At 55.6% G+C, this 17,735-nt stretch carries 13 protein-coding genes; 5 read left to right on the plus strand and 8 right to left on the minus strand.

The window, feature by feature from the left end:
- Positions 1–269: 269 nt before the first annotated feature.
- Positions 270–2,546, plus strand: coding sequence for an nSTAND3 domain-containing NTPase (locus ACJ5NV_RS15080; protein ID WP_411645000.1), 2,277 nt, complete (start codon positions 270–272; stop codon positions 2,544–2,546).
- 430 nt (positions 2,547–2,976) lie between these two features.
- Here ACJ5NV_RS15080 and ACJ5NV_RS15085 read toward each other — a convergent pair whose 3' ends face one another.
- Both ACJ5NV_RS15085 and ACJ5NV_RS15090 read right to left on the minus strand, forming a co-directional pair.
- Positions 2,977–6,057, minus strand: a complete 3,081-nt coding sequence (locus tag ACJ5NV_RS15085; RefSeq protein ID WP_411645002.1) for an AAA family ATPase — start codon at positions 6,055–6,057, stop codon at positions 2,977–2,979.
- Positions 6,054–7,190, minus strand: coding sequence for an exonuclease SbcCD subunit D (locus ACJ5NV_RS15090; protein ID WP_411645003.1), 1,137 nt, complete (start codon positions 7,188–7,190; stop codon positions 6,054–6,056). The genes ACJ5NV_RS15085 and ACJ5NV_RS15090 overlap by 4 nt, the downstream gene beginning before the upstream one ends.
- Positions 7,191–7,261: 71 nt before the next feature.
- Here ACJ5NV_RS15090 and ACJ5NV_RS15095 point away from each other — a divergent pair, with 71 nt between their 5' ends.
- The 3 genes from ACJ5NV_RS15095 to ACJ5NV_RS15105 are packed head-to-tail and all read left to right on the plus strand — an operon-like array spanning position 7,262 to position 8,805.
- Positions 7,262–8,080, plus strand: a complete 819-nt coding sequence (locus ACJ5NV_RS15095) for a WYL domain-containing protein (protein ID WP_411645004.1) — start codon at positions 7,262–7,264, stop codon at positions 8,078–8,080.
- Positions 8,070–8,324, plus strand: a complete 255-nt coding sequence (locus tag ACJ5NV_RS15100; protein ID WP_411645005.1) for a WGR domain-containing protein — start codon at positions 8,070–8,072, stop codon at positions 8,322–8,324. Before ACJ5NV_RS15095 ends, ACJ5NV_RS15100 begins: the two co-directional genes overlap by 11 nt.
- A gap of 1 nt (position 8,325) precedes the next feature.
- The gene (locus ACJ5NV_RS15105; protein WP_411645007.1) at positions 8,326–8,805 is read left to right on the plus strand and encodes a hypothetical protein; all 480 of its coding nucleotides are present in this window, start codon (positions 8,326–8,328) and stop codon (positions 8,803–8,805) included.
- 57 nt (positions 8,806–8,862) lie between these two features.
- Here the strand turns inward: ACJ5NV_RS15105 and ACJ5NV_RS15110 are convergent, their stop codons facing one another.
- The 5 genes from ACJ5NV_RS15110 to ACJ5NV_RS15125 form a co-directional block, all read right to left on the minus strand.
- Positions 8,863–10,806 (minus strand): ATP-dependent nuclease, encoded by a 1,944-nt coding sequence (locus tag ACJ5NV_RS15110; RefSeq protein ID WP_411645008.1) that lies wholly within the window; start codon positions 10,804–10,806, stop codon positions 8,863–8,865.
- A 607-nt stretch (positions 10,807–11,413) separates the two neighbouring features.
- The gene (locus ACJ5NV_RS20445) at positions 11,414–11,695 is read right to left on the minus strand and encodes a zinc finger domain-containing protein (protein WP_459167127.1); all 282 of its coding nucleotides are present in this window, start codon (positions 11,693–11,695) and stop codon (positions 11,414–11,416) included.
- A gap of 60 nt (positions 11,696–11,755) precedes the next feature.
- Positions 11,756–13,567, minus strand: a complete 1,812-nt coding sequence (locus tag ACJ5NV_RS15115; RefSeq protein WP_411645010.1) for a ParB/RepB/Spo0J family partition protein — start codon at positions 13,565–13,567, stop codon at positions 11,756–11,758.
- A gap of 92 nt (positions 13,568–13,659) precedes the next feature.
- The gene (locus tag ACJ5NV_RS15120) at positions 13,660–13,788 is read right to left on the minus strand and encodes a hypothetical protein (protein ID WP_411645012.1); all 129 of its coding nucleotides are present in this window, start codon (positions 13,786–13,788) and stop codon (positions 13,660–13,662) included.
- Positions 13,789–13,854: 66 nt separating this feature from the next.
- Positions 13,855–14,241 carry a DUF3768 domain-containing protein gene (locus ACJ5NV_RS15125; RefSeq protein ID WP_411645014.1) on the minus strand — a complete coding sequence of 129 codons (387 nt, stop codon included), beginning with the start codon at positions 14,239–14,241 and terminating at the stop codon, positions 13,855–13,857.
- 607 nt (positions 14,242–14,848) lie between these two features.
- Here ACJ5NV_RS15125 and ACJ5NV_RS15130 point away from each other — a divergent pair.
- The gene (locus ACJ5NV_RS15130) at positions 14,849–15,049 is read left to right on the plus strand and encodes a hypothetical protein (RefSeq protein WP_411645016.1); all 201 of its coding nucleotides are present in this window, start codon (positions 14,849–14,851) and stop codon (positions 15,047–15,049) included.
- Positions 15,050–15,206: 157 nt separating this feature from the next.
- Here ACJ5NV_RS15130 and ACJ5NV_RS15135 read toward each other — a convergent pair whose 3' ends face one another.
- Positions 15,207–17,726 (minus strand): S8 family serine peptidase, encoded by a 2,520-nt coding sequence (locus ACJ5NV_RS15135; RefSeq protein WP_411645018.1) that lies wholly within the window; start codon positions 17,724–17,726, stop codon positions 15,207–15,209.
- Positions 17,727–17,735 lie beyond the last annotated feature (9 nt).

Here is a 17,735-nt window from a genome sequence, read left to right on the forward strand (position 1 = left end):
AAGAAGAGCAATAGTTCCGGCCGTCGGGTAAGCTTCTAGGAGCCAACATTACGCGCTTTGCGACAGCAGCGAAAAACAGAAGGGGCGGAAAGCCGTCATTCGCTGCGATGGCAGAATCCCGGTCTATTCTTTGCTAGAGCAGACGTTCGCGAGAAGTTGAAATGATGTTCGGAAATGCTCACCAGCCCAATGGACTACGGCGAACTTTTCGTACAAATGCTCGACTGATAATGTGAACTCTTTGGTGAGTTTGTAGGCAGGAGAGTTAAATGAAGAGGCTTGGCAATCTGTCACCTCCGGACTTTGAGGACTTGTGTCGTGATATCCTGCAAGCTGAAACCGGTCAGCGGTTTTCTGCGTTTGGCGCGGGAGCTGATGGCGGTGTTGATGGCAGGCATTCCAAGGGTCCTAAGTCGACCATTATTCAGTGCAAGCATTATCTGAATTCAACGTTTTCTCAGTTGAAGTCGGCTTTGAAAAAGGAAGTGCCGAAGATCGATCTTCTGAAACCAAGTCGTTACATTTTCTTGACGTCTCAATCGTTGACACGTGCACGCAGCGACGAACTGGCAGATGTGCTAGGTGATCGCCTCAAACATCCGGAAGACATTTGGGGTGCGGAAGATATTGAGGCCGCGCTGAAGCGTCACCCCGACGTCGAAAAGGCAAATCTGAAACTCTGGATGACCAGTACGGCAGTTTTGGAGAAGGTGCTGCAGTCAGGCCTCGAGGCCCACACCGCAGCGACCAAAGCCGAAATTTTGGACGAGTTGCGAGTTTATGTTCGTAACCCAAGTTTTGAGGCCGCGTTTGAAAAGCTCGAACGACATCGCGTCCTCGTTGTGTCTGGCCCGCCAGGGGTGGGGAAGACCACGTTGGCCAAAATGCTCACCTATCACTATCTCAATGACGATTGGCAATTTTGCGCGATAAGATCTCTCGACGATGGCTTTGCCAGACTCGATGAGGAAAAACGAACCATCTTCTTCTTTGACGATTTTCTCGGTCAGATTGAGCTCGATCGGCAAGCGCTTGTTCAACGGGATGGGCAACTTGCGAGATTTGTGAAACGCGTTAGAGCTTCCCAAAACTCTCGTTTCATTCTTACCACGCGCGCACACATTTTTGAGGAAGCACGACGGCTTTCGGATCATATGGATGAGGGCCGCTTCCAGCTTTCAAAGTTTTTACTGGATGTCGGCCAATATACTCGCTCAATCAAAGCGCGTATCTTGTTCAACCACCTTGCCGCATCAGATTTGAATCGTGACCATATAGAAGCTCTGCTTCAGGATGATTGGCTCAAGAAGATCGTTGACCACCCAAACTACAATCCGCGCTTGATTGCGCATGTTGCAGCGGAATTTCCTGAGGACTTGGAACCATCCGCCTATCCAAAATTTGCCTTTAGGACCCTAGAAAATCCTGCGCTGATCTGGGCCAAGGCATACCGCAGTCTCAGTATGCGCTGCCAGAATCTGCTTGTGGCTCTCTACTTTGGCAATCAGTATCGCCAATCCATCAAGGTTCTGCGGGAAAACTTCAACGCGATACACAATAAGATCTGCGAACACTATTCACAGCCGTCAAAGCCAGACGACTTCGAAGAGGCTCTAAAATCACTCGAGTCTGGTTTTGTTGCTATCTCCGGGAACCAGGTACGGTTTGTGAACCCATCAGTCCGCGACTTTCTAAAAGAGCATCTATCTGATGGAGACTTTCTGGGCCTGCTCCCGCCTCTTTGTGTTCGAGCGGAATGGGCTCAGAGCCTGTGGAGCCACCTTAAACAAACGTTCCAGACCGATCCCGAAAAACTGAAAGAGCTGGCGCAAAAATTCTGCGAGTTCGCGAACAATCTGGACCAAATCCCCAACTTCGCAAAGGTGAAGTCGGAGCAATACCATTATTGGTACAGCGAACTCGATGATCTTTCTATCGCTGAGCGCAGTTCGCTTCTACTTGACCTGTTTGAGCACTCTGGCGACCGTGGCTTTCTAGATGCAGCAATTTCAGTATTGAAGAGCGATATCCTTTGGGTGGATGCGTCACGAGATTCCAGAGAGTTACCAGAACTTCATTGGAGAATCTCCAGCTTTGTCGATGATGATGTTGACGGGAAAAAAGACCTGCAAGTGTCCGTTGAAACTGCCCTGGTAAGGTCAATCGAAGCTGGCGTTCCAATGGATGAGTTGGTTGCCGTGAAAGACGCCATAGATGAGTACCTAAACGAAGCTATTGATCTCGAGCCCATCGAACAGGCGATCAACTCTGCGATTGACTATGAGTTTGATGAGGTTTCACAGGCAATCTCTGATCTTTCATCCGAAAGCGAGCTGAACGAGCACTTAGAGCTGCTGGATTTCATTGCAAAGCACACCGGGCGCAGCGCCGAAGCTGCGAGAAACGTGGTGCTTGAGAAGATCAGCGAAATAGAGGTTCCTGACTATGATGACTACCGGCCAAGCTCTCGAGGACGAAGTAGTCACGCCGATTCAGAGTTTTCTGACAATGACCTCGTGAGCTTGTTCTCGACACTTTCAAAATAGTTTCTTTTTAGAAAAGTCTGGTAGTTTCAAAAGGGGACGGGTCACGACCTCGTTGGCGTTGTAACAGACCTGAGTTCCAAGCGCTGACATTTCGAGCACCACGTCAACAAACTATAAGCCTGGTGGCTCTTTCAGGACGGGCCAAAAAGATCTGGCGTGTTCTCATCACGCCGCGCGCTCAAGCCTTCGCCAAGATGTAGACATGGATGTTTAACGCGTGTGAGCCCATTACGTCCCTCGAAGTGGACCCACCCACCTCTTGGCATGCCAACGCTTAGGATCGGGGCACCGCAGATTGGACAAGCCCGCTTAAATGATGCGCCCTTGCTGCTTCTTTGGCTGCCCCGGAGCACCCAACCGCCACGGACAGAGATCGTACGCCCCGTCGACAGCCGCCGAGTGTGAGACTTTCGAAAGTACCACCGTTCCGTCACCCTAGTCCCCTTCTTTCCTCGACCCGGCTGCCGCTTGGTGTCGAGCGCACGTAGAAGCCTTGTGGAATAGCCTCCTGCACTAGCCCGACGTGCGAGATCAGGCCCACAGCCCGGCTGCCCTCTGTCAGCGCAGCAAGAACTTGGATCACTTGATCCAGCGTGCCCGCCCCATTCTCGGTGTCGAGGCTCCCGAAGCCTTCGTCGATAAAGATTGTGTCCATCCGAATCTTGCCCGAAAGGCTCTCGACCACATCAGCTAGCCCAAGCGCGAGGGCCAGTGCCGCGATAAAGGTCTCGCCACCTGACAGCGTGGCTGTCGGGCGCGCCTTGCCGGTGTTGATGTCGAAGACTTCGATTTCGAGCCCACGCTTGCCGCGACCGCCAGATGCCTCGAGCCCGCGCGTCAGCCGGTAGCGACCACGCGTCATAGGGCCGAGCCTCATATTCGCCGCCTCGAGAACCTGGTCGAACATTGCACCTATCGCGAAGGTCTCAAGTGTCATCTTGAAATCGTTCTTGCCGTTGGCCAAATCAGCCAGCCCCCGGAGCGGACCGGTCTCGGTTTCAAGCCGCTCGGTTTCGGCCATGGCCGCGGCAAGCGATTTCTTGAATTCGGTCAGTGACGATGCATTCGTTCTCGCCGTGGCGAGTGCAGCGTTGGCCGCGTTCAAGTTCTGAGTGGCTTCTGCCAACGCCAGCTGAAGCGGGGAAAGGTCCGGGCGTTCACGATCTGCGCAAGCGGCGGTGGCGTTCTGCAATGTCGTGCGAGCAGCGATCAAGCCATCGCGGTGATCGGTTATCTTCTTGCGGTCGGCGTCGAGAGTCAGGAAATGCGCCTTGCAAGCATCATATCCTGCTTTGTCCAGCCCGACCTCGGCAAGCCGAGCAGCAAAATCACCTTGCGCCTTTATTTCGCGCTGCTTCTGCGTGCCGTGCGCCCGCTTCGCTGCGTCAAGTTGCTCTTGCGCACGGGTTAGCGCTTCACTGGCGGCTCGGTCCTGCTGCGTCGCCACTTCCAGTGCCTCGGACAGTTGCTTTTGCTCTCTCTGCGATGCCTCCCGTCGAGCGACAACCGCCCCGGGCGAGCGCAGACCTTCCGGCAGGGCCTCGATCACTGCATCCAGCTTGGCGCGCGCGCCGGCAAGAGCGGTCCCGGCCTTGCCCGCAGCGGTTCGCGCTGTAGCCTCCGCAGTTTCTGCCTCGGTCACTTTCCGCTTGAGTTCGGCCAACTGCTCCACCATCGCGTCTAGATCGACTGCTTCTCCAAGCGCGGCGACATCGCCTTCAAGCCGTACGATTTCAGCTTCGAGTTCCGCCATCGTGCGCTCGGGTCGTTCCTGTTCGTCCAGCGTCTGCTTCTTTTCATCCAGCCACGTTCGGCAATTGCCGAGTTCGGTTTCCGCCCGCACCCGGGCTTCGGCTGCAGTTCTCGCTTCAGACTGTGCTTTGCGAAACGCTTCGGTCAAACCAGATTGCTCGGGCGTGCCATGAGCCGGCGCAGGATGATCGTGGGAACCGCAGACAGGGCAGGGCGCTCCTTCAGTCAACTTTTCGGCCAGAATGATCGCCTGCGTGCGCGAAAGCCGTACCTCGGCATCGCTCAAGGTCTCCTCGGCGGCCTGTGCCGCATGGGCTCTAGTGGTCAGTTCACTCGTTGCCGCTTCGACCTTTCGTGCGGCATCGGCGACAGCTCCCTGCGCCTTTGCATACGCCGCTGCCTTCACCCGTTCCCGGTTGACCTCGGCGATCTCACCGTTCAGCTTGCCTCGCATCGCTCCGGTCTTTCGCGCCTGTTCAAGCACCATATCGGTCGCATCACGCTGAGACTGGAGCCTTTCGCGGGCCTCTATGGCCTCAGTCAGCGCCTTCTTTGCTGAGGCTTCGTCCGTGACAGCCTTATCAAATGTATTCTGTAACTCTGAAGCCTGCTCGACCTGTTTCTCAATGGCCTCCAACTTCGTCAGGTCGGCCTGAACCTGCTTCCGTCGCTCCCCGTCAGATTGCGCCTCGACCATCTTTTGCGCGGCATCTTCCTTCGCCCCATTGGCGGTATTGAGCTCCGCTTCAGCGTTGGAAACGGCATCCACCGCAAGTCGTGCGTCGTGCTCCGCATTGTGCCAAGCCGTCTCAAGATCACGGGCTTTCAAGGCATTGCTGACAGCCTCTACCCGCCTAGCCAGAGCATCAACCTCATCATTATTCGCTTCAAGGCCGTCAAGCGCCTGCTGCGCAGTGTCGACGGCAGCAAAAGCCTTCTCGATCTGTTCGCCTTCGACCAGCGTCTTGCGCGCGGCTTCGTTCACTGCCTCTGTGATCTGCTGATCTCGCTGTTTTTCCTCGACCTTGGCTTCCGCTGCAGAAATTCCTAGCTCCAGTGCCTCAGCGCTCTCGAAGCCGCGTTCCTCAAGCCGCGCTACATAGAGTGCACGTTGGTCGCGCAGCGCTCGCTCTGCCTCCGAGGCTTCTTCCTTCAGCCGAGCGGCGAGATTGCGATAGATCTTCACGTCGAAGAGATCTCGTAATATGTCGACTCGCGCATCGGTTTTTGCGGTAAGGAACGTTTCGAACTTGCCTTGAGGTAGGAGTACGATCTGCCGAAACTGATCCGCTCCGTAGCCAAGCAGAGCCTCGACCTCTCTCCCAACTACCGAGACCTTCTTTTCTTCAATTACGCGACCGGATTGGCTCGGGCCAAGCGTATCCACCGGGATCCCGGTTACGTCGAATAGGGAGGCTTCCGCTGCGTCATCTGTTGTCCCTTCGCCGCGCGCCTTCGGACGCTCTTGCGCCGGACGACGACGGATCAGGTAGGTTTTAGTGCCGAGCTCAAAAACAAATTCGACTTCAGTAGGTAAATCAGGCGCAGAGTGATCCGAACGCAGCGACCGTGGCTCCTGATCGGTCTTGGTTGGTGCGCCAAAAAGCGCGAAGGACATCGCCGAAAACAGTGTCGACTTTCCCGCCCCCGTCTGACCGTAAATTCCGAACAACCCTGTTTCCAACGCAGAGCGGAAATCTACCACCTCGGTTGTCGCGAACGGCCCGAAGGCCTGAAGCGATAGGCGAATTGGTCTCATGTCTGTTCGTCCCAGGAGGCTACCACGTGGAGCTTGTCTGCTACGATCGCGACTTCGGAGGCATTTGGTTCTCGGCCGCGCACAACCTTCATGAAGTTGCCGACCATCTCGATCGGCGTGACTGCGGCGCGTCCGTTGCCGAGCGCCTTTGTCTCCGGAGCGCGTGCCTGACGGTCGTAGGCCAGATGGCAGGCATTGGGGTAGGTCGCGCGCAACCGTTTCATCGGATCAATCAGAGGGTTTTCATCCGTCAGATTGGCCTGGATGAAGTCTTCAGACGGCGTTCCTGCCAGAAGATCCGAGAATGCTCCGGTCAGCGAGCGCACTTGCCGGATCGGACGGAACGCTACGGTACGGATCTCGACCCCTTCAGCTTTGAGATCGACGATAGTCATGGATTTTTCACTTCCCGCCTCGTCAAAACCGAACGCGAGCGGTGCGCCGGAATACCGAATATGGCTCGCGCCTACCTCCTGCGGCTTGTGTAAATGCCCCAGTGCCACATAATCCGCCCCGTCGAAGACATCAGAGGGCACAGTTTCAATCCCGCCGACCCGTGTCAGGGCGCGCTCGGTCTCACCGACTGCGCCGCCTGCAACGAAGGCATGAGCCACTACGACCCAACGCGCTCCTTCGGGCACCTGACCCCTCGCTGCGGAGATCTGGGCCGCGATGACATCTGCTGGCGTGCTGATACCCTCATCCTCGAACACTTCCCGAGCTGCGTATTCATAGGAAAAGGGCAGCGCAGAAAAGGCGATCTCGCCATGCTCGTCACTAAGCAAAAGCGGAGCCTCGACCGCATCGGCGATTCCGCGTACCAGCACCCTCGACGCGGTGGAGAAGACAGACATTGCCTCGATCCGGTCACCGGAATCGTGGTTTCCCGAAATCATCACTACGGCGGCTTCGGTCTCGTCTGCCACGCGCTTGAGGAAGTGGTTGAACTGCCGGATTGACGAATTGGGCGGCGAAGCACGATCAAAAACGTCTCCTGCAATCACAAGAACTTCTGCCCGTTCTGCCAAAAGCGTCTCGAGTATCTGGCCTAGTATGACTTCATGATCCTCCTCGAGGCTCAACCCCATGAACTGACGCCCTAGGTGCAGATCTGCAGTATGAAGTATTCTCATGTCGCACCATCAATTATTACACATGTAAAAACTATATGGACAGCGGTGAAGAGTCAAGGTATCCTTGCCCCATGCCCTTCGAAGACCTCAAACATGCCCAGCGTGCGCGCCTAGAATACCTCGACAGACTGTTTTTCTGGGACGGTGCAGCAACTCGTGCTTCCTTGATCAAGCGTTTTGGTATTTCTAATGCGCAGGCCGCTCTCGATTTTCGGACTTACCTCGCCGAAGCGCCGAAAGACGCACTGCACTATGATGCCTCGTCGCGCCAATACCTTGCCGATCACAGCTTTGAACGGCTCACTGGCAAGTCGTCTTCGATGGAGCTGGAGCAACTCTTAGTCGGCACTCCATCTCCAGCATTCGATAGATTGCCAGATTTGCAACGCACTCAGGACCTGCGCGTCTTACGGCCGCTCTACCGTGCCTTCAGGGCGAATGAGGCAACAAGGATCGTTTATCAATCGATGCGAGATCCAGAACCGATGACTCGCTGGATTGCACCTGTTCGGTTCGCTTCTGATGGCGTTAGGCTTCACGTACGAGCCTGGTGTTTTGAACGTAATGGTTTTCGTGACTTCCATCCTGCACGCATTGACCCTGATCGGTCGTTCGCAAAAACCAAGCCGGCTGGTGCGGTACCCCGAGATAACGATTGGTTCACCTGGGCTATCCTGAAACTCAAACCGCATTCAAGATTGACTGAGGCGCAGCAACGAGTGGTCCGCATTGAATTTGGGTTCACTTCAGACGTGCTTGAGTCAAGAACCCGGAAAGCACTTGAGTTCTACACGAAACGCCGATGGGGTCTTGAGCAAAAAGAGCCTCGTCTAGAACGTGTCTCTATCGACTATATTCCGATGACCGAGGAGGAGATTGATGCAAATTGATATGCGCCGCATAGACCCCTCCCTCAACATGAACCGGTTCTATTCGGTGGGGCTGACCAAAGACCTGTTTGGCCAACACGGCGTCCACCGACAGTGGGGCCGCTTTGGTACTTGGGGGCGGCATTGCCACGATTGGTACCGGACACAAACCGAGGCTGAGACTGCCCTTTCTGACTTAGTCAAACAAAAGCTGGGGCGCGGCTACATGATCAAACTGCCTGCGTCAGAGGGCCAGGGGATTTGAAATGCCATCGTTTGGGAAATGGTCGCAACATGGTGTTCCTAAGAAGGGCTGGACATGCATCGGATTTGAGGATCTTGGTGAACCTTCCAGCCAATGTGAAATGTGCGAAAACCAAGACATCCGGTATGTCCACCAGATGCAGCATCCTGACTATCCGCACATTCTAGAGTGCGGTTGTGTTTGCGCCGGCAAGATGGAGGAGGACTACGCGGCCGCTTCAAAACGGGAATCTGATAGCAAGAACTTAGCCCAGCGTCGCGCACGTTGGCTGACACGAAAATGGAAGGTCTCGCAGAGCGGAAATGACTACTTGAAAACCGACGGCTTCCACATTGTCGTCTTTCCGAAGAACAGCGGATGGAGCGGACAGATCACCCGACTTAGCACTGGGGTCGCAACTCAAGCCCGTCGCCTCTACGACACCCAGGACAAGGCGAAGCTTGGCGCCTTTGACGGCATGATCTGGCTAAAAAACCAGTGAATTGTTGGTGGTTAGCAAGACAACCGAGTACTACACAGCACTCTTCGAAGCCCTGGTTCAATCTCCAAGGCGGAAGGAGTCCTCCCAATTTTGCGTAGCTGACCTTTTACGGAGCTGCTCCAAGATGCCAGTGACAAAAGCATCGGCGTCGCTTGCCTTGACTTGTCCTATCTCATATCGCTCCGGGTTCTTTAGTTTCTGCAATACTCCCTGTACGTCCTTTTTGAGCCCTTCACTCTGCTTGATGGCAAGATAAGCTTCGAATGGCTTGCTGCTAGCTCCACGCGGCAAGCCAATATGCCGTTCAAAATCTGGTATACTTACTTCATGAGCTACGCCGATACCGGCTGATCTAGCTTCGTGAACAAGTTTGCGAATTTCTTTATTGTGCGCCCAAGAGGGAGACTTCTTGAGCGTCCCTTGCTTGTTTTTGGCCGTGCCGTGGGGCCAATCGCAATCATGCAGCACCCCGAAGTCTTTACGGAAGTGGATCAGCATTTTCATTACGGCGCGTATCTGCGGCTTTCCTCGGGCTTTTATAATTGTAACCTGATCGATGAGCTCGTGCCCCGCTTCGACCACCGCTGCAATGAAGGCTGCATGTTCGGTGTCGCCCTCTACGACGATGGGATACGTGCCGAAGAAGACCTCGCAGAACGTTGGATCCATCTCCTGGATTGCCTTTAGTGTTTCCTTCTCATCGCCAGTGAAACCAGCCTCGTCAGTGCGAAAGGTCTTGGGACCAACTAAGTCGTCAGCACCTTCGCGTTCGAGCCGAAGAATCGTGGTATGGTCCATAGCCGGATTGACGAAAAGTGGAGAATGAGTGGTCATCATCACCTGCCACTCAGGCTGACCGGCAAGTTCGTACAGCTGCCGCTGGGCCGCGCGAGCCGCGAGCGGGTGAAGGGCATTTTCCGGCTCATCAATTAGCAAGATGTATCCGGGCAATGCGGGATCGCTGGCATCGTCCGGCAAAGCGCCGCCTGCTAGGATCGCTTCGATTTGAGCTTGGATCTCTTGTGTTCTTATTGGATCTTTCTTTGCTTTCGTCAGTTCTTTCTTCAGCGCCTTAACTGCATCTTCGCGAAGTTTTTTGTCGCTAACGAGGCGATTACGAACCTGTAGCATCGTCCAGAAAAGTGCTCGCTGTGCGCCCGCCCCCTGTTGAGACAATTGAACTTCTGCCCCATTATCCGTGACGCGTAGACCCGAACCGTCAGCGATGAGCTTGGCTGCGTCAAATCTTGGTGGGGCAGCCTTCACGTCCAAGGTGACTGATAAGCCAGGGAACACACCGGTAAAGCCTTGTTCTACTTGCGAAACCGCCTCTGAAAACTGAGATTTCTGTTCCTGGACAATACCTGTGACGCCTTTTTGGAGCTGCGACATTGCGAGAGAGAGGGCGGAATCAGCATCTGCAGCGGCATTTGAAAGGGCTGTGCCGACTGGTTCGAGAACCAGTTTCATAAGTGCCTTCTCGGCCTCGGCAGGGTCTCCGCGCGAGCCAATTCGAACTGGCTGCGGCAAGCGAGAATTGAACACGTTGTCGGCACCACCAGCTTTGCCATCTAAGGCATAGCCCCCATTTTCCTCTTCGGCTTGGCTGGGCAGGCGGGTCTGCCGGAGCGGCGAGACCTTGCCGTCCTCAACTTGTTCTGGCCACCATTGCCAGCGGCTGGTGAGGATGCGTAGATCTTCTCGTTCTTCCTTCCATTCTTCGCTAATATTGCCGATACCCTTGGGAATATGGACTTCGAGGATCACTTCGGATGGTTGGTCTTCCGGAGCTTGCGCACAACGATCGCGAATCCAATCGAACTTTTCGCTACCCTGAGCGAGCTCATAGGCCCGGAGAAGGGTTGATTTCCCGGAGTTATTGCGCCCTACAACGCAAACAACATCATCCAGCGCAACACTAATGCCGTCAGGCCCAATGCAACCGATGTTTCGAACGATCATGCGAACTAGCTTTGATCTTTTTTCGACCATCTTCATCATCCTGTAGCCATTAAGAAATTCTCAACCGTTGGTTAAATGCTGATCTCCAAATCAATCCTAAATCGCAACCTAGTGTATAGCTGCGCTGAAATTCAATTTTTTTGACGCGAATTGCGAAGCTTAGCGCACACGCAAATTGTCTAGCTGTGCACTGCCTGCACCGCCGCAAGGCTGGCTTCGCTTTCTAGCGCGTATCTTGTGTAACGGTGACCTGGAGACGAACATGCCATGAACATCCGCATAGTGTCTCGATTGTGGTTTTGGATGACCCTAGGTTTTGCACTCGCAGCGAATGACTAGAATACGGGCTGCAGCTGCGGCGTCTCATTATCATGATAAAGTCGGCTTTGGGCCGTCGACAACTTTGTCAAAGTCGACTTTCTGCAAGTCTAAGCCCTTCGTGCCGACAGCAGCATTTGCAATTTAGGCTTTATTTGCTCTTTCGCCGCTCCCCAGCCAAAGGGCCTCTTTGCCTAAAGGCTGAGTTCTGGAGACTGAAAAACCAAATTATGTAGCCATTCACAAAAAAGGCCCCGCCGAAGCGGAGCCAAGTTGATCCTCACCACAAGGATTAGAGTGTTTGCGCGCAGTCGGGCGCACGTCCTCTTCACGTGAACAGCTCCCCCTGAACCTTGGTTGCAGCTTCGAGCCGGTTTCGTTCAACGCGTCCAGCTGGATCGATGACCCAACCATCGCCATCTCGCTGGATACTGGCGTCTGGCCCATGGAAAGCGACGACCAAGCAATCCGCCGCAATGCGGCGCGATTTATGAAGTTCGGCGGCCTTGTGACCGCTTGGACGTATGCACCAAACGCCAGCAGTCCTCTTGCAGTCCGGACAGGCGACAGCGAGGACAGGGTGTTTGTAAGCTGTAAAGTCTGGCTGCATCGTCAATCTCCACTTCGTCCATCAGTAGAAGGGGCAGGGCGCTAGCGGCCTGCCGAATTTTCATTTCATGCCTTCGGGAAGCCAGTTGGCGATGCGGGTTGTTGCGGCATCATCCAGACCATGAGCATCGCGGGTCTCTGGATCACCAAAGAGGTCTTCCAGTTTGCCCGCCTTCTCAGCCTTTTTGAGCTTCGAGAAGGTTGTAACGGTCGGATGATCGGCTTCTAATCCAAGAAGCTCCTGCCACTGGGCCACCATGTAAGGACCACCCACGCGGCCAAAGAAGTTCTCGGCGTTTGGCGTGAAGTTGTCCCGAATGTTGGTCTCAACGGCTTTGTCCACCACATCGGCCATGTCGCTATCAAGGGTCATCAACGCGGCAAGATGCCGGATGATTTCCTCCATGATAAACTCCGTCCCTTTGGCTTTGTAGGCGCGGAACACACGGGCCATGTCACTGCCAAATTTGGCAGGTTTGGTTGGCGTCGTCAGACGGTCGTCCATGCTGTAGCCCGCAAATTCCGTAGTCGGCAGGTTTGGCACTTCATCTTGGCGCAAGCCAAAGGGGCGGGTGTAACCGGACTTGCCCGAAAGCTGGAAAGCAAAGAGCGCAAGAATGAGGTCTGGATCGCGGAGCGCGGCAGACTGACGTGCGCCCCGTGCGATCCGTTCGAGATCGGAGGCCAGCTTTTGCGAGATCGGTGACTTTGCGGCTGTGCTACCGCCATGGTTGGACTTGGCAAGAATACCGGCTTCGATGGCCGCTTTCTTGTCCTCACCACGGATCAAGCCTTGCTCGATCTGCAACTGTCCGCTGTGATCGACAAAGACCAAAACACCCGCGTGGGCCTTTTGCTCGTCCGTAAAGTCGCCATCCAACACGCTCTGCAAGGCATCCAGCCGTGCTTGGCCTTCCTCGCTCAGGACATCTCCCTCGGCCAATTCCGCAAGGTTGTCGTATTCCTCGCTCAGATCGTCAGACAGAACGCCACCTTCGGCGTAGATACGGGCCAGCTTCATCTGCTCGATCTGGTAGTAACCGACATAGCTGTCGTCGATGGTGTCGGCCCATTTCCAGCCCTCAACAACCAACGAAGCAGCCGCCGTTTCCAACTTCTTTGCAAAGAGGTCGGCAAGCAGGTCTGGGTCGTCAAAAAGGGTTTCCTCGGCAAATAGATCGCCACCAACGCGACCACCGGCTTGCTTGTAGGCGTCAATGCCAACATAGATCGCGCGGCGGTCGCTATCCTTGACCGCATCAGGCTTAAGCATCTTTTTGATCCGGTGATCGCTTTCGCCTTCCCCGCGCACATGCTCCAACACTTCCAGCGTCAGCGTTTCATCATCGCTGATGGTGAAGGCAGCGGCGTTGGAGAGACTGATTTCGCCATCCCGCAGGGCGTTGATGACGGGATCGGGCAGACCTGCCAGAGCAAGGCGGCGATAGACGTGGGCCTCAGTCGCGCCGTAGGCCATTGCGATATCGCCCACGCTTGCCCCGCGCTTTTCCATGGCGCGGAAGTCGCAAATCTCGTCGGCTGGATGCAGGGCTTCGCGCTGCGCGTTTTCGCTTGTCGCCCAAAACTCGGCGGTTGCCTGATCGGGTGCGATCTTGACTGTCACGGTTTGGAAGCGCGGATCGTCTTGCAACAAAGCAAGGGCGCGATAGCGACGGCCACCCACCACAATACCGATGCCGTCCTTTTCGGGGTAGCCCGCGATGTTCTGGATCAGACCATAGGTGCGGATGTTTTCGGCAAGCGTTGCGATACTGGCTTCATTGACGACAGAACGCGGGTTCAGCTCCGAGATATGAAGATCAGCGAAAGGGATTTCTTGGATGATTGGGTTGATTTCTGTTTGGTCGTTCATTGGGACGTTCCTTGTTTCATGGTGAAAATTTTGGTAGGGGTGCCCCACCCCGAAAGGGGTGAGGCGAGGCCGCTTAGGCGGCCTCTGTCGGTTCACTCGAACCGGTGGCGTTCACCGCCAAATTGTTTCAGAAAGGCGAGGCCGATCTTGGCGGAGAGACCTCCCTTTCTCACAAGCGCGATTGCTTCGCGTTTGCGCTGCGCGATAATTGCTCTAGTCATGTGTTCACCTCCTTTCCGACGCTGGCAGCGCCTATGGCGCGCCCCGCCTGCACGGGGTGACCAATTTCAGTATTCACAGGGCAACATGACCGTGAGAACGCGCACGGTTTGCGCGGGATCAGCGGGGTCTTCTGACCCTCCGTCCATCGTCAGATTGTAGTAATCGAACTTGAAATAGACTTTGGTGCCTTCGACTTCGAGCGCTGCAAAATCCCGTTCTTGATAGGGATCGTCATCAGTCTCGAATGCATCGAATGCGGCGATAGCCTTGGCCAAAGGCTTGATCTTGCCCGTCAGCAGGAACGCCTCATTGATCCCCGGCGTCCAAACCAGTTTGAATGCGATGCCTTGTGCATTGACTTGCTTAAACGCCTTGGGGTCCGCGAGTGCGGCCCGAACCAAATCGTTCTGTTCTGCAATAACCGCATTGCGGTCGTTCACGTCCGTAGCCATGTCTGGCCTCCTTGTGGTGATGCGGTCGGGTCTTTTGACCTCTTTCCGCCGATGGGATGCGCCTCTGCCAATCTGATCTGACCGGAAACGCATGTTTCCGGACGGAACAGAGTGGGAGAGGGCGTAGCCCGACCCACGGGGCTGGAATGAACTGTCAATTGGTCGTGGGGCAGGGGTGGTGCGGCCCGCAGGCGCAGCCGAGGACACGGCCCTGCCATGCGACGACCGGCTTTAGTCGGGCGCTTGCCAATTGACTGGGCAGGCCAGGTCTGTTGGGCGGACAACACCAATGGAAAAGTCGTCGTCGTGCCTAGAGCGGAGCGGAAGGCGCGACGTCCCCATCATCCTCGATCCCGCGCCACCTGCGGGATCACCGATGTCTCTTCTTGCCGATGTCGAACTTGGGCAGAGACCGGCGTATAGGAGCCTTGGGTTTTTCTCTCCTTGTTTCTGGAAAGATGGAGGTGACGCATCGCGGGTTTGGCGTACCCGTGGCAGTGCCCCGGCAAGCAGAAAAACGGTTTCCGGGGGAGCCTCCGATTTTCAGCCTGCGCCGCACCCTCATCCGATGCGTTTGTTCACCTTCATCGAAACAAGGAGAAACCCAATGACACATTACACGCTCACCGTTCCTGTAAAGTACGACGACAACGGCACTGAAAAGACAACTTACCGCCGGGTTGGCGCAGTGTTCGAGAACACAAAACGGGACACAGGCGAGACCTTCCTCACCCTGAAGCTCGATTTTCCCGTTGGTGTCACCGAACTGGTGGCCTTCCAGCCAAACAAGGGCGAAGTCACCGAATAAGGCAGAAGGGCCGCCAACAGGCGGCCCATTTGCAGCGCTGCCGGGGCTTTCTGCCCCCGCGCCCTTCGGGCACTCCCCGGAGGATATTTTTGGCAAGATGAATCGGAAGGCGTGCTTCTTGCGCCATTTTAGCTCTGGATGGCTTGCAAAAGGAAGTTTAACCCTCCTGGCGCACACCAACCCGAAGCGCCGTTTCAAGCTCTTCACGAATATCGTAGTTGGTCTCAGCCTCCAGCTCCATAGAGATTGCCAAAGCAAAACGAATGTCATCGTCGGGACTCAACCCGCCGCCAGAGCTGTCGCGGCATTGAACGCGGACAGGGAGCCGTAAGTCTGTCGTAAAGTTCGGAACAATTGGGTTGCTGTGCGTCAGCCGTCGAGACCAGACGGTTCCTCGCTTGATAAGATTGGCGTCCAACTGCCCACTCTTCATGGCGAGTGCCCATCCGTCATCCTCGGTGAACTCTCCGAAGAGATCGTAGCCATGTGGAACGGCATCTAGTGCTGCTAAACGGTAGCGTGCCCGTGTGACCCGGATGGGGGTAAACCAGGCAACGGTCACCACCATTGAGCGCCCAATTCTTTCGCCACTCAGCGACGGTGGAAGCGGAACATCGAAAATGGCAGCACGATCTTTGCGCAATGTGCCAAGTCCGACAAGTGTTGCCCCTTGGGCCGGGGCCTCTCGCATGCGCTGATCGTTCAAGAGCCCGTGGCCATAGTAGCGACAGACTTCTTCTCTGGCCTGCGCGTGCCGTCTTGGGTTTGGGGCGAACTCTGCTGTGAATTTCTCAACGGCCGCAGTCGGCCATGAGGACGCATTTACACAAAGAGCCTTAGTCAGCAACGCTTTGTCACGGGGTGAGAGGGGCTGTTCGGCAAATGGTCCATCAGCATCAGTCAAGGCGGCAAGAGAAAACAGCGCCGACCGTGAGGAAAGTGCGTTTGCGCAGCTGGTGCCGCGGGTTTTGTAGGTGTTGGCGGCACCACGCTGTACCGTCGCAACGTTTAAACCCGAGCGCTGCGTCCGGTCCACGACCCGCAGTCTTACGCCGTCGGCGGAGGATGACGCGCGCAATTCGTGCTCACCGGCAGGAGCAATGAAGTCGGGTTTGATGGAACGAAAAGCGCCAAGACCTATCGCAGATGAAACGGCTGGGTAGGGGTCATCGGCATCGTTGAGGATGATTGATCCCGTTGGTGGACCTATCCTCGGTGCGCTCAAGTCCTGAGAGGATGCACCAACTGTCAGGACGTTCATTGCCTCGCCGGGTGCCATAAGGGTGCGGAACTGCCTAGATTCCTTTTGAGCGCTTTCAACCAGTCTTCGACGCTCAGTTTGATCAGCGTCATCAAATGCGGTGAAGGTTGTACCCGCGACGTTCAAGTCGTCGCTGACATTGCCGGCGGCAACCATGAACAGGATGCCATGGCGTTCGGACCACCAGTCCAGGAGCCGCGCGAGCGAACCGATGCGTCCAGCAAAATGGCCTTGCCGGATCCCCACTGAAAAATTCACCAAATGGGCCTCGGGTGCCAATGCGTCTTCACCCAGGAAGGCGCGGGCAAGAGCGACATGAACGAGATCAACAAAAAGCCGGTCATTGGGGGAAGATGCACCGTGGGCATCGTCGATGAGGATCGGGATAGACAACAGCCGTGCGTCTGGAACTGGGTCCCCGTCAGCTTGTAAATCTCCTCGCAAAATGAGCGAAGCCATCGCCGTGGCATGGCGTCTGTGCTCCACTTGTGACAGCCGCACAAGGTCGTGAACGTCTTCGATGACCACGCCGTTGTTGAGAGCTGGATGGCCGGCAATGGGGGTTCCGTCGAGCAGGACGGCACGTATGGGTGCGTCTTCGGAGAACGATTCCAAAGCGTCCTCGAGCGGTTGCGCCGCATCACTGTCATCAGGCAGCGATTGGGCAACCATTTGTGGCAAAATGAACTGTAGGCCATCGAGATTGGCGACGCCTTCAGGCGCCATAGGGTTGGCAAGCATTTCCCGCACAGCGTCGGCAGGCATCTCCGCCAGAACAGCTTGATAGACGAAATCGGTTTCGTCTATCTCACTTGATGCGAGAATGCGCCCGCCTAAAGCTTCAATCTTTGCACGGCTATCCCTGAGCCACCTGCGGCGCAACGTGGCGTTGGCCGTAGGCCAAATTTCGAGTTCCAGGCGAAGAGGTTGGTCATCACCTTGGTTGAGACGGTAGGCAAGTTCGGCGCGGACTTCGGGCGTCAATCTGTCTTGCGGTCCCCAAACCCGGATGTCTGACAACATGGAAAAGAGCGTCCACCAAGGTGCCAAACCGCGTTCGGCGTCTTCTTGGGCCTGATAGGAACGCCACAGCGACAAAAGCCTCTGCAGGTCGCTTGTCGACGGCATCGTTGCATAAAGTGTAGGGGAAGCTGCGTCGACATAATCGTCGACCATTTCTTCGGGAATGTCATAATCATCGCCCAAGGGATCTTCGATAAGAAGCTCAAAACCTGCGTTTGCAGCCGCATTTTGAAAGCGCGTGATTGATACGACCGTTTCAAAAACCAGTGCGCGTTCTGGCGCGATGCCAGACGGGTCCTGCCGTAGCAAGACTTCGGCGTTTTCGCCTCTAAACGCAGCGTCCAGTCGTTCAAACGCTTCGCCTAGGCGCGCGGATTGGCCTTGCCGTCCCAAGCCTTGGGG

Source organism: Loktanella agnita (assembly GCF_046640325.1).
GTDB classification, from domain to species: Bacteria; Pseudomonadota; Alphaproteobacteria; order Rhodobacterales; family Rhodobacteraceae; genus Yoonia; species Yoonia agnita.